This window comes from Methylobacterium sp. A54F, assembly GCF_053346035.1.
The window spans coordinates 143,149-155,373 of sequence record NZ_JBKFBF010000008.1 but is presented as its reverse complement, the minus strand read 5'-3'; the positions used below and the strand labels follow the sequence as shown (position 1 = coordinate 155,373).

Sequence of the window (12,225 nt, the reverse complement as noted above, 5' to 3'; positions counted from 1 at the left end):
GAGCCATGACCGAGCCTTCCTTCGACCTTTCCGTCATCATCCCGACCTACGAGCGCGCCGAGACCCTCGGCCTGACGCTCGCGGCCTTCGACCGCCAGGAGACCGACGCCCGCTTCGAGATCGTCGTCTGCGACGACGGCTCCCGCGACGCGACGCAGGCGACGCTCGCCCGCGCCATGGCCCGCGGGCGCCGGCCGGTGGTGAACCTCCACCAGCGGAACGCGGGCGCCAACGCCGCGCGCAACCGGGCGATCGCGGCGGCCCGCGGGCGGCGCCTCCTCATCGTCAACGACGACACCATCCCGAGCGTGCGCCTCGTGGAGCACCACATCGCGGCCCACGCCGCCCGCGGGGGCGGCCCCGAGACCGCGATCCTCGGCCGGATGACGATCGATCCAGCGCTGCCCTTCTCGCCTTTCTCGGCGCTGCACCACGACGCCTCCTACGATGCCCTGGAGGGCCGCAGCGAGGTCGGCTGGGACGCCTTCCTGACCTGCAACGTCAGCATCGACGCCGACTTCCTGCGCGCCGCCGGCGGCTTCGACGAGCGGTTGACCTGGCACGAGGACATCGAGCTCGGCGAGCGCCTGGCGCGGGCCGGCATGCGCCTGTTCTACGAGCCCGAGGCGCTGGGCTTCCACCACCACCTCCTCGACGAGAACGCCTACCTGCGCATCGCCGAGCGCGAGGGGGCGGCGCTGGTGACCTGGTACCGCAAGCGGCCGGACCTCGCCCCCGACCTCGCCCGGCTCGGCCTCGTCGGGCCCGCGCCGTTCCGGCCGGCCGGGCGCCACCGCCTCGCCGACCTCGCCATGCCCGTGATGGCGCTGCCCGGATGGATCGCTGCGGCCCGCGCCGTGACGCTCGTCAGCCCCAGCGTGGGCCGGAGCCTGTGGCGGCGCCTGTTCCAGCGCCGCAAGCGCCTCGCCATCGCCCGCGCCTTCGCGACCGCCCGATGAAACCGGAGATCCCCGTACCAGGATGCGTTCCCAACCGCTCACGTGCCGTCGCCGCGGCCTCGCCGTTCTCCTCGTCCCGCTCCTCCTCGCCCCCCTGTTCACGGTCGCCGGCTGCCAGCCCTCGACGGCGCAGCGCCGCATCCTGGTCGATCCCGCCGGGTCGAGCCTCCCGGGCTACGAGACCGTCGCCGACCTGTCGGCCGTCGCCTTCGCGGGGCTCGCGCCGGGCAGCGAGGTGCTGGTCAAGGGCGGCCGCTACGCCGGCCCGGTCGTCATCGGCGCGAAGGGCAGCGCCGAGGCCCCCGTCCGGGTCTCTGCGGTGCCCGGCACGGAGCCGGTGCTCGCCAACTCGGTGGTGTTCGAGGGGGCGGCCCACGTGGCCGTGCGGGGCCTCACGGTGCGCGGGGCGGAGCATTCCGGCTTCATCATCCGGCGGGGCAGCCGCCACGTCACCGTCGAGGGCTCGGCGGTGATCGAGTCCGGCCTCGGCATCTGGATCGGCGACGGCGCGGGGGCGGGCCACCGCCTCGCCGGCAACCGGCTGGAGCGCAACCGCACCCACGGGGTCGCGGTCGACGTCGTCAACGCGCCCCCGGAGGAGCCGACCCTGATCCTCGACAACACGGTGTCGGGCAACGGCATCCACGGCATGGAGATCAACGGATCGGGCTACGTGGTGGAGGGCAACCGGGTCAGCGACAACGGCACGCTGATGTCGGGCACCTCGGGCATCCACCTGTTCGCCCGCGACGCGGACCAGGATGCGGGGGACCGCAACACCATCCGCTACAACATCGTCACCGGACAGCGCGAGACCACCGGGCAGGACGGCAACGGCATCCAGGTCGACCAGTGGTGCGACGACAACGTCGTCGCCTTCAACGTCGCGGCCGACAACGACGGGGCCGGCATCAACCTGTTCGACGCCGGGCGCAATCTGGTGGCGAACAACACCCTCGTCGGCAACATGCGCGATTCCGGGGGGCGGCACGCCTACAAGGGCGAGCTGGTGCTCGCGAGCGACTTCACGAAGCGGGTGGGCCGCACCGTCGACAACCGGGTGCTGAACAACATCGCCGTGGCGACGCGGCCGGGCGTCGCGGCGCTCGTGGTCGAGGCGACCACCACCGACAAAGGCAACCGCATCGGGCCCAACATGCTGGCCCGCACCGGCCCCGGCGACCTCTACGTCTGGGGCACGCGCCGCCTGAAGGAGCCCGGCGGTCTCGCGCTGGGGGGCGCCGCGCCCGACCTCCTCGAGACCCCCGCCTTCGCGGACGCGCGAAAGCCCTTCGCGGAGGGCCTGCGCCTCACCCGCGCGCCGTCGCGGGCCGGCATCCCCCTCGGTGCGACCAGAGACCTCGCGGGGGCGCCCTACGCCCCCGGCGATGCGCCGGCCTTCGGCGCCTACAGGAGCCCCTGACCATGTCCGGATCCGCTCTCCCCGAACGGCGCGGTGCCGCGCCCCCGCGGGCCCGCGGGGGCCTGCGCATCGGCATCGACGCCCACGTCCTCACCGGCAAGCCCCAGGGCAGCCGCACCTGGATCATCAACGTGGTCTCCCGCGCCGCCGCCCGGCAGCCGGAGGCCACCTACCTCGTCTACTCGGACGACCCCGAGCGCGCCGCCAGGCTGATCGCCGGCCCGAACGTGGAGCACCGGCGCCTGCCGCGGCTCCCGGCGGCGCTGCGCATCCTGCTGGCCTGGTCCTGGCTCGCCCACCGCGACCGCCTCGACGTGCTGGTGACGCAGTACATCGCGCCGCCGCTCCTGCCCGGCAGCCGCCAGGCGGTGGTGGTGCACGACGTGCTGTTCGAGACCCATCCCGAGTTCTTTCCCTGGCGCATGCGCTGGCGCAACCGGCTGCTGACCCGGCTCTCCGCGCGGCGGGCGCGCCTCGTCATGACGGTCTCGCGCTACAGCCGCGACGCCATCGCGGCGCTCTACGGGGTCGATCCCGCCCGGATCGCCGAGGTGCGCAACGGGGTGGCGCCGCCCCGCGTCTCCGGCCCGCGGCCCGGCCCGCTTGCCGAGGCCGGCCCCTACCTGCTGATGGTCGGGCGCCTGGAGCCGCGCAAGAACCTGGGGCTGACCCTCGACGCCTTCGGCCGGCTCCCCGCCGGCTCCGCCCGCCTCGTGGTGGTGGGCAAGCCCGACGGCGAGCGCCCCGAGGTGCTGGCGCGCCTCGCCGCCGCCCCGGACGTGATCCACGTCGCCGGCATCGACGACCGGGGCCTCGCCGACCTCTACGCGCACGCCGCCGCCCTGGTCTTTCCGAGCCGCGGCGAGGGCTGGGGCATCCCGGTGCTGGAGAGCCTCGCCTGCGGGACGCCGGTGATCGCCTCCTCGGCGACCGCGATTCCCGAGGCCGGCGGCGATTCCGCGGCCTACTTCGATCCCGATGCGCCGGACGCGGCCGAGCGCCTGGCCGGGCTGATGGGCGCGGCGCTCGCCGGCCGCCTGCCCTTCGACGCGGCCCGCGCCCGCGCGCACGCCGCCCGCCACGACTGGGAACGCCCGGCCGCGGCCTTCGTGGACTCGCTGCGGCGCAGCTTCGCGCCCCGGGCCGCGGCCGCGCGGGCCTCGGCGCCGGAGCCGCTGGGGCACCCGGAGCGATCGTAGGGCGCGCCAAGCAAGGACCGTTGGCTCAGCCCTCGCCGCCGTGGTGGGACCAGCCGAACTGCCCGAGGAGCAGGCGCGCCGCCAGGGCGTCGTCGCGGAAGCGCAGGCGGCCGCGGCCCTCGGGGACCAGGGCCGCATCGCTCTCGGGGTCCACGGCCCGGCGCAGGAAGCCGAGGGGGCGTCCGCCGGCCCGCTCCAGCTCCAGCGCGAGGCTCGCGCGCGTGAAGGTCCCGTCCGGGCTGCGGGGCGCGCGCGCCGCCGCGAGCCGCAGGGCCGGGACGGGGGCCTCGCCGCCCGGTCCGGCCAGGGTCCGGGCGGCCGCCCGGAGCTGCGCGAGGCCGAGCAGCGTGACGCCCTCCGCGGAGGCCGCGCCGGCCGCGGCGGCGACGAGCGCGGCGGCGAGGCCCGGCAGGCCGCGCACGAGGGTGACGGCGGCCAGGCCCGCGAGCCTCGAGAGGCCGATGCCGCGATCGGCCGCGGCCCCCTCGACGACGCGCCGGATCTCGTCGTCGGCGAGGAGCGGAACGGGTATGATCCGCGCGCCGTCGCCCGCCGCGGCGCCGGCCTCGACCATCAGCCAGCCGATATCGGGCACGCTCGCCGCGAGGATGCGCACCGCCCGGCCGAAGCCCGGCTCGGCGACGCGGTCGATGTCCCGCACCACGACCAGGGCGGCGCCCGCCAGGTCCGCGGCCCCGAGGCGCCCGGCCAAGTCCTCGGCGAACCGCTCGAAGGTGAGGCCCGGCGTGCAGCGCACGGTGACGGTCCGCTTGCGCACCCGGGCGCCCTCGCCCGCCGCAGCGGCGATCGCCCCCGCGCCGCAGCCCGCCGGGCCGGACAGGACGAGCGGCGCCCCGCCCTCGGTGAGCGCCACGCGGACCCGCCAGACCAGGTCGTCGCGACCGACGAGGCCGAACCGCTCGGGGCGCGCCGCGCCGGGCACGAACGGGTCGGCGGCATCCGGCAACGCGCCCCGCAGGGCAAAGGCATGGCTCGACGTCGCGCTCATCGGGATCGGCTCCGCGGGCCCGGCAGGGGGGGCGGACCCACGGACCCGAGGGTGGGATGGGATGGTAAACGAGTGGTAAATTGACGATCCTAAGTTGCCAAAAACCGCAACCTTCGGCTGAAAATCGTTGATGGGTGGTCAGGTCGCCCGCTGCGGGGCCGGTTTGAGCCGCCCATCCAACCCACCCGAGAGGAGCCCGCGTGGGGACTTCCAGGGCCCGCGCGATCCCTGAAGCCCTCCTCCGATGCTGCGCTTCGCTCCGCACCTCAGGATGAGGTCGCGGGTGGGAGTGAGGAACGGTTTCTCCCATCCCCCACCTCATCCTGAGGTGCCCCCGCCAGGGGGCCTCGAAGGAGGCGTCCAGGGATCGCGCGGGGGTTGGAAGCCTCCATCGAGGGCGGCTGCGCGGCGACATCCGGATGACGCCGCGGGGATTAACGGTCCGGCAGCCCGTCGATCACCGGGTAGGCAGCGTCTCAGGGTGCGTAGGCCCGCGCGGCGGCGGGGACGCCGAGGGCGGTCGGGAGGCGCAGGGGTTGCAGGCTGAGCACGCCGCCGCCGCGCGTCGGGCCGTCGCCCTCGCGCGGCGCCACCCGCACCGCCACCGCGTCCCAGGGGCCGCCGATCTCGAAGAGCGGGCCCTGACGCCCGCCCTCGCCCCCGGCGCCGCGGGGCGCGAGCTCGGCCCTCGCCTCGAAGCGCTGGTCTGGCAGCGAGAGCCGGCCCCGCAGGCCGGCGTTGAGGGCGGGAGCCTTGAGGAAGCCCTCCGCGATCTCGCCGACCCCGTCGGCGAAGCGCAGGGAGACGGCGGCCCGCTCGAAGGGCGTGCGCCCGTTGCGCCGTGCGAGCGCGCCCGGCGCGACGCTGCCGTTGCGATGGATCACGTCGGCGAGGTCGAGGCCGGCGATGGCGCCCCCGTCGATCGCGAGGCCGGCGCGGCCGCCGATGCGGGCGACCAGCTCGGCGGTGTCCCGCCCGCTGCTCTCGAGCGCGAAATGCCCCTGCGAGGGGCCGAGCACCCAGCGGTACTGGCCGAGGTCGATCAGCAGGGCGCCGAGGTCGACCCGCTCGAACGCGCCCTGGGCCCGCACCTCGGTCTCCGCCGGGTCGGCGGCGGCCGCCGCCAGGGCGATGCGGCCCTTGAGGACGCCGCCCTGCAGGCTCGCGCGGTTGAGGGCGACCTCGACGCTCGGGCCGCGCACCAGCACGCTCGCGGCGAGATCGTCGAGGAGGACGGGGCCGATCCGGCCGGAGCCGGCGGAGAGGCGCAGGTCGAGGTCGCCCCCGGTGAGCGGCGCGAGGGCGATGGGGCGGGCGCCGCCCGCCCCGTGCCCGTCGAAGGTCCGCATCAGGCTCCCGAGGAGCGGGGCGAGGTTCAGGCTCTCGGCCGCGAGCGTCGCCTGAACGGCGGTGCGGCCCTCGCCGAAGCTCGCCGAGCCCGCGCCTTCGAGCACGTTGCTGCCGACGCCGACCCGCACGGCGGGCAGCATCAGGGCCCGCGGGCCGGCCTCGAAGCGGCCCTCGACGGAGAAGGTCTCGATGAAGGGCGCGAGCGCGACGCTGCCGTCGAGCCAGGCCAGGGTCTCGGCCAGGGAGCGGGTGGCGAGGCGCCCGGTCCCTTTGAGGCTCGCGCCGTCCTGTCCGCCGAGGCGGCCGCTGCCCTCCGCGGTCAGGCTGCCCGCCGGCCAGGCGGCGCTCGCCACGAAGGGGCTCTCGGCCCCCGCGATCAGCTCGGCCGGGCGCAGCGAGGCCAGGCTGAAGCGCGTCTGCGCTCCCCGCCAGGTCAGGCTGCCGCCGCATTCGAGGGCGGCGCTCCAGAGGGGCCAGGACAGCACGACGTCGACGTCGCGGGCCTGCTCGGCCCGGCCCGCAGAATCCTGCCCGGAGACGGTGGCGTGCGTCAGGGCGAGGCGCCGCGGGTGGCTCGCCGCATCCGTGCCGAGGCGGGCGGCGAGGCGGCGCAGGGGCTCGGCCCAGGGCCGGTCACCGGGGCTGCCGAGCCGCAGGTCGGCGCCGTCGAGGAGGAAGCCGCCGACCTCCGCCCGCCCGGCGAGGAGCGCCCAGGGGCTGAGCTCGATCGCCAGGCTGCCGCCCTCCGCGAGGACCGGCCCGTCGGCGCCCGCGCGGATCCGGGTCCGCGCGAAGCCGAGGCGGGGCAGCGGCAGCAGGGTCAGGGTGGTGGCCCCCTCGGCGCCGAGGGCCAGCCCGTAGGCGGACAGGCCGCGGTCGACGAAGCGGGCCGCCCGCGCCGTCTCGATCGACCAAGGCGTCGCGGCCGCGGCGATGAGCCCGGCCGTGAGCGCACCGAGGCCGAGGACGGGGATGAGGCGGCGCGGCGTCATTGCACTCCGGACGGACGGCCGCTCCCGGCCCCGCGGGGAGCCGGCCTGCGGCCATAAACATCGATCCGGTCGGTTTCAGGCCGCCCCCAGCCGTAACGCTCCGGTCCGTTGGGGTGATTCCCATAAACCCTTCGGCAGGGTTTGTCTGCCCGGCGCGCTTCCTGCTAGCGCAAAGCTGTGATCTGAGCGGCCGCGAACCGATTCGGCGGCGGCCAGGAGGCCCGTCCGGGCCGCGCCCCGGCCGGCGGGACGGGTCGGGCGACGGGTGGTCGAGAGGAAGGTTTCGATGAAGAAGGTCTACGCGGATCCGGCCTCGGCGCTCGCCGGGCTCCTCCACGACGACATGACGATCATGTGCGGCGGCTTCGGCCTGTGCGGGATCCCGGACGAGCTGATCGACGCCGTCCAGGCCTCGGGCGTGAAGGGCCTCACCATCATCTCGAACAACGCCGGCATCGACGGCGTGGGCCTCGGCAAGCTCCTCGAGACCCGGCAGGTGGCCAAGATGATCTCGTCCTACGTCGGCGAGAACCGGGAGTTCGCCCGCCAGTTCCTGGCCGACGAGCTCGCCATCGAGTTCAACCCGCAGGGGACGCTCGCCGAGCGCATCCGCGCGGGCGGGGCGGGCATCCCGGCCTTCTTCACCAAGACCGGCGTCGGCACCAAGGTCGCCGAGGGCAAGGAGGTGCGCGAGTTCGACGGCGAGCAGTACGTGATGGAGCGCGGCCTCTTCGCCGACCTCGCCCTCGTCCACGCCTACCGGGGGGACACCGAGGGCAATCTCGCCTACCGGCTCACCGCGCGCAACTTCAACCCGATGATGGCCACCGCCGCGACGATGACGGTCGCGCAGGTGGAGCACCTCGTGCAGCCGGGCGAGATCGACGCCGAGAACGTCCACACGCCGGGCATCTTCGTGAAGCGCATCATCCACGTGCCGGTGCGCGAGAAGCGCATCGAGCAGCGCACCACCCGCAAGCGCCCGGACGCGGCGGCGGCCGCTGCCGGCGGCGGCGCCATCTGAGCGATCCCCTCCGCCGGGAGGTAACACCCACCCGGCCAGGACCCCATCCGGCAAGCGCCGCGGCGCGCGCCAACAAGCCTCAGGAGACCACCATGGCCTGGACCCGCGACGAGATGGCGGCGCGCGCCGCGCGCGAGCTGGAGGACGGCTTCTACGTGAACCTCGGCATCGGCATTCCGACGCTCGTGTCGAACTACATCCCCGAGGGCATGTCGGTGCAGCTGCAATCCGAGAACGGCATGCTCGGCATGGGTCCCTTCCCCTACGAGGGCGAGGAGGACCCGGACCTGATCAACGCCGGCAAGCAGACCATCACGGCATTGCCGACCACGAGCTACTTCTCGTCGGCCGATTCGTTCGGGATGATCCGGGGCGGGCACATCAACCTGTCGATCCTCGGCGCCATGCAGGTGGCCGAGAACGGCGACCTCGCCAACTGGATGATCCCCGGCAAGATGGTGAAGGGCATGGGCGGCGCCATGGACCTCGTGGCGGGCGTCAAGCGCGTGGTGGTGGTGATGGAGCACGTCGCCCGGAACAAGGACGGCTCGGAGAGCCCGAAGCTCCTCAAGGCCTGCGACCTGCCGCTCACCGGCACGCACGTGGTCGACCTCGTGATCACCGACCTCGGTGTGTTCACGATCGACAAGCGGGGTGAGGGCGGCATGCGGCTCATCGAGCTCGCCTCCGGCGTCACCGAGGCGGAGATCCGCGCCAAGACCGAGGCCGCCTACACGGTGGCCCTCGCCTGAGCCGCGCTGAGCCGGGGCGCCTCGTTTCGGGACGCTCCGGCGCCGTCCGCCCCGCGCAGGGCTAAGCGCGCATTAAGCCGTTTCCCTCAATCCTCGCGATGTGCCGGCCCGGGGCCTCCCCGGCCGGCCCGCAGCAAGGCATGAGGGTGACGGGCGTATGGGTTGCGTACAGGTCGAGTCCCACAACGTTGTCCCGTTCCGGCGGATCGCGGCCCAGGGGAGCGCCTCCAAGGGCAGCGCCAGGGGCGCCGCGCCCGGCTCCCCCGAGGGGCTGGTCCAGCGGCGCAGCGAGCAGCGCGCCCTGATGGATGCGGTCTACGCCACCGGCACGCTGGCGGTGGCGGCGGGCGACCGCGAGACCAAGCTGACGGCCTCGCGACTCCAGGTCTACGGCTTCCTCAGCATCGAGGAGGTGGGCGAGGACGGCGCCGGCCGGCGCCTGCGCCCCTCCGAGGCGATCCGGGCGCGCACCGACCGCCCCTGGCGGCTCGCGCGGGCGAGCTACGGCGGCTTCGCGGTCTCGATCCCGGCGGCGGACGGCTTCCTGTTCGAAGCCTCCGGCCTGCCGGCCTGAGCGCGACGCCGTGGCGGGCCCCCGCGCGCCGGGCGCGCCGCCGGGCGACGCTCCGCCGAGCACGGCCCAGCTGTTCGGGGGCTTCCTCGTCCTCGGCCTGACCGGGTTCGGGGGCGTGCTGCCGCTGGCCCGCCGGATGCTCGTCGAGGACCGGCGCTGGCTCACGGAGGCCGAGTTCACCGACCTCCTCGGCCTCTGCCAGTTCCTGCCGGGGGGCAACATCATCAACCTCTCGGTCGCCACCGGCCTGCGGTTCCGCGGGCCGCTGGGCGCGCTCGCGGCCCTGACGGGCCTCATCGCGGCGCCCACCGCGATCGTGCTGGCGCTGGGCGTCGTCTACGACCGCCTGCACGACGATCCCCGCATCCGCCACCTCTTCGCCGGCCTCGCGGCCGCGGCGGCGGGCCTCCTCGTGGCGATGGCCCTGAAGGTCGCGCGGCCCCTGCGGCGCGACCGGTCCGGCCTCGTCCTGGCGGCCCTGTGCTGCGCGGCGGTGGCCTGGCTGCGGCTGCCCCTCGTGCCGGTGCTCCTCGTCCTCGCGCCGCTCAGCATCGCGGCGGCGGCCCGGCGGGCGCGCTGATGCCGGTGCTCCTCGCCCTCGGGCTGATGTTCGCCGAGCTCTCCCTCGTGGCCTTCGGGGGCGGCAACGCCATCCTGCCCGAGATGCAGCGCCGGGTGGTGGAGGTCCATGGCTGGATGTCGGCCGAGACCTTCGGGGCCCTGTTCGCCCTCGCCCAGGCGGCGCCCGGGCCGAACATGATGGTGGTGGCGCTCATCGGCTGGCACGTGGCCGGTCTGTCCGGGGCGCTCGTGGCGGCGCTCGCCACCTTCGGCCCGTCCTCGGTCCTCGCCGCCGGGATGGTGCACCTGTGGGACCGGTTCCGCGACCATCCCTGGCGCCGCGCCGCGCAGGCGGGCCTCGTGCCGATCACCGCGGGCCTCGTGGCCGCGAGCGCCGTGCTGATCACCGGCGCGGTGGCGCCGGACGCGATCCTGGCGACGATCGTCGCGCTCGCGGCGGTGGCGGCCCTGACCCGGCTGCACCCGCTGGCGATCCTCGCCGCGGGCGCCCTCCTCGGCCTCGCCTTCGGCCGCACCTGACGTGCCGGCCGGCCGGCTCCCGGAACTCCCGCTCCCGGAAATCCCGGATGACGACGGCCCCGCTCTCGGCTATCGATCCCGTGCGCCCCGCCGCGTCCGGGCCCGTAGCTCAATGGTTAGAGCCGGCCGCTCATAACGGTCTGGTTGCAGGTTCAAGTCCTGCCGGGCCCACCACCCTCCCACCATGTGCTCGCAGAGCAGCATCGACGCCGCCTTGCAGCATGTGGCGCCGGAATAGCGAAATTCGTTGCCGGTGAGCAGTATTCCAATAGATCGCCCCGCATTTAGAAATGCGCAAGGGACTTCGAATTAGGGTGGTACTTGGGGCTAAAAAGTTTTTTCCACCGGCGGCGCGTGGTCGGTGGCGCGAGGAAGCGGTCGGCCGTGATGATACCGCAGGCGCTGGCACGGCTCCGCGGGGACGAGCGAGGCGCCGTCCTGCTCATCTTCGTCTTCCTGACGCCCGTCCTGTTCGGCTCGACCGCGGCTGCCATCGAGTACGGCCACCTGCGCTACCGCCGCGCCCAGCTCCAGAGCGCTGCCGACATGGGCGTCCTGTCCGGCGGCAACATGCTCAAGCTGTCCAACTCGCAGGACGCGACGATCGCGAGCGTGACCGATCAGGCGATCCGGAGTGCCGCGCTCATCCCGGCCGATCGGAAGGCGGCCATCACGGTGGCCGTCACCGACCAGCGCACGAGCGTCGAGGCGGTGGTGGAGGAGACGCTGCCGACCATGATGGGCCGCATCCTCAGCTACCCGAGCATGACGCTGATCGTCAGGGCGAAGGCGAGGCTCGTCGGCACCATGCGGCTCTGCATGCTGGCGCTGGAGGGCGATGCCCGGGGCGCGTTCAGCCTGGAGAAGAAGGCGCAGGTGACCGCCACCAACTGCTCGCTCTACTCCAACTCCTCCGATCCCGGCGGCCTGACCGGCAAGGACGCCGCCACCGCCCAGGCGCTCACGATCTGCTCGGCCGGCGGCTTCGACGGCGCCAAGGCCTCCTTCACGCCGACGCCGCAGACGGGTTGCCCGGCCGTCAAGGACCCCCTGGCGGATCTCAAGCTGCCGACAACGCCGCCGGCCACCAGCTGCACGGTGCTGACCAAGCTCGTCAACCAGGTGAAGGGTGGCGAGACGGGCAACGTCGTCAGCACCAGCACCGACCTGGATCCCGGGACCTATTGCGGCGGTCTGCACATCACGAAGAACGCGCAGGTCAACCTCCGGCCGGGCGTCTACATCATGCGGGACGGCCCCCTGATCGTCGATCAGAGTGCCAGCATCACGGGCGTGGGCGTGGGCTTCTTCTTCTCGGGCAGCAAGGGCGGCATGCTGCTGGACAAGAAGACCACCATCTACCTGACCGCCGCTACGAGCGGGCCGATGGCGGGCCTGCTCATGGCCGAGGAGCGCACGGTGTCGAACCCGCTTCCGGTGCCGATCAACCTCCTGCTGACACCGCCACCGCCGCCGCCGCCGAAGCTCGGTGGCACGAAGCCCCTGCGCGAGTACCGCATCATCAGCGACAATGCCCGCACGATGCTCGGCACGATCTACCTGCCGGCCGGTCGCCTGATCATCGATTCCGACAAGCCGGTGGCCGACCAATCCGCCTACACGGTGATCGTGGCGCAGCAGATCAACCTGTACGAAGGTCCGAACCTCTACCTGAACGCGAACTATGCGGCCACGACCGTACCGGTCCCGAAGGGCGTCGGGCCCGATTCCGGCATGGTGTCGCTGACCCGATAGGGCCGGTGCGCGGCTGGATCCGGCGAGCGCCCTGCCCCAATCCCTTCGCGCGCTCTGTGTGCGTGAGAGACGAAGTGAAATCGGTGA

Annotated in this window: 11 protein-coding genes and 1 tRNA gene; 10 read left to right on the top strand and 2 right to left on the bottom strand. The window is 74.0% G+C overall.

Annotated elements, in window-relative coordinates:
- Positions 1-5 precede the first annotated feature (5 nt).
- Genes ACLBXP_RS15035 through ACLBXP_RS15025 form a run of 3 tightly spaced genes read left to right on the top strand, consistent with a single transcriptional unit; the run spans position 6 to position 3,581 of the window.
- Complete coding sequence (locus ACLBXP_RS15035) at positions 6-959, top strand: glycosyltransferase family 2 protein (protein WP_447668529.1); 954 nt, start codon at positions 6-8, stop codon at positions 957-959.
- A gap of 22 nt (positions 960-981) precedes the next feature.
- On the top strand, positions 982-2,382 hold the full coding sequence (locus ACLBXP_RS15030; protein ID WP_447668528.1) for a right-handed parallel beta-helix repeat-containing protein: 1,401 nt from the start codon (positions 982-984) through the stop codon (positions 2,380-2,382).
- Positions 2,383-2,384: 2 nt separating this feature from the next.
- Positions 2,385-3,581 (top strand): glycosyltransferase family 4 protein, encoded by a 1,197-nt coding sequence (locus ACLBXP_RS15025; RefSeq protein ID WP_447668527.1) that lies wholly within the window; start codon positions 2,385-2,387, stop codon positions 3,579-3,581.
- Between the two features lie 25 nt (positions 3,582-3,606).
- Here the strand turns inward: ACLBXP_RS15025 and ACLBXP_RS15020 are convergent, their stop codons facing one another.
- Together ACLBXP_RS15020 and ACLBXP_RS15015 are read right to left on the bottom strand one after the other, a co-directional pair.
- Positions 3,607-4,590 carry a hypothetical protein gene (locus ACLBXP_RS15020; RefSeq protein ID WP_447668526.1) on the bottom strand — a complete coding sequence of 328 codons (984 nt, stop codon included), beginning with the start codon at positions 4,588-4,590 and terminating at the stop codon, positions 3,607-3,609.
- 476 nt (positions 4,591-5,066) lie between these two features.
- The gene (locus ACLBXP_RS15015; protein WP_447668525.1) at positions 5,067-6,932 is read right to left on the bottom strand and encodes an AsmA family protein; all 1,866 of its coding nucleotides are present in this window, start codon (positions 6,930-6,932) and stop codon (positions 5,067-5,069) included.
- Between the two features lie 286 nt (positions 6,933-7,218).
- Here ACLBXP_RS15015 and ACLBXP_RS15010 point away from each other — a divergent pair, with 286 nt between their 5' ends.
- From ACLBXP_RS15010 to ACLBXP_RS14980, 7 genes are all read left to right on the top strand, one after another.
- Positions 7,219-7,956: a CoA transferase subunit A gene (locus ACLBXP_RS15010; protein ID WP_447668524.1), complete on the top strand. Its 738-nt coding sequence runs from the start codon at positions 7,219-7,221 to the stop codon at positions 7,954-7,956.
- Between the two features lie 92 nt (positions 7,957-8,048).
- Entirely contained in the window at positions 8,049-8,708 is a 660-nt protein-coding gene (locus tag ACLBXP_RS15005) for a 3-oxoacid CoA-transferase subunit B (RefSeq protein WP_447668523.1), read from the top strand.
- 157 nt (positions 8,709-8,865) lie between these two features.
- The gene (locus ACLBXP_RS15000; protein WP_447668522.1) at positions 8,866-9,282 is read left to right on the top strand and encodes a hypothetical protein; all 417 of its coding nucleotides are present in this window, start codon (positions 8,866-8,868) and stop codon (positions 9,280-9,282) included.
- 10 nt (positions 9,283-9,292) lie between these two features.
- Complete coding sequence (locus ACLBXP_RS14995) at positions 9,293-9,862, top strand: chromate transporter (protein WP_447668521.1); 570 nt, start codon at positions 9,293-9,295, stop codon at positions 9,860-9,862.
- Complete coding sequence (locus ACLBXP_RS14990) at positions 9,862-10,383, top strand: chromate transporter (RefSeq protein WP_447668520.1); 522 nt, start codon at positions 9,862-9,864, stop codon at positions 10,381-10,383. The genes ACLBXP_RS14995 and ACLBXP_RS14990 overlap by 1 nt, the downstream gene beginning before the upstream one ends.
- A 98-nt stretch (positions 10,384-10,481) precedes the next feature.
- A tRNA-Ile gene (locus tag ACLBXP_RS14985) sits at positions 10,482-10,557 on the top strand.
- Between the two features lie 213 nt (positions 10,558-10,770).
- Positions 10,771-12,138 (top strand): TadE/TadG family type IV pilus assembly protein, encoded by a 1,368-nt coding sequence (locus ACLBXP_RS14980; RefSeq protein ID WP_447668639.1) that lies wholly within the window; start codon positions 10,771-10,773, stop codon positions 12,136-12,138.
- Positions 12,139-12,225 lie beyond the last annotated feature (87 nt).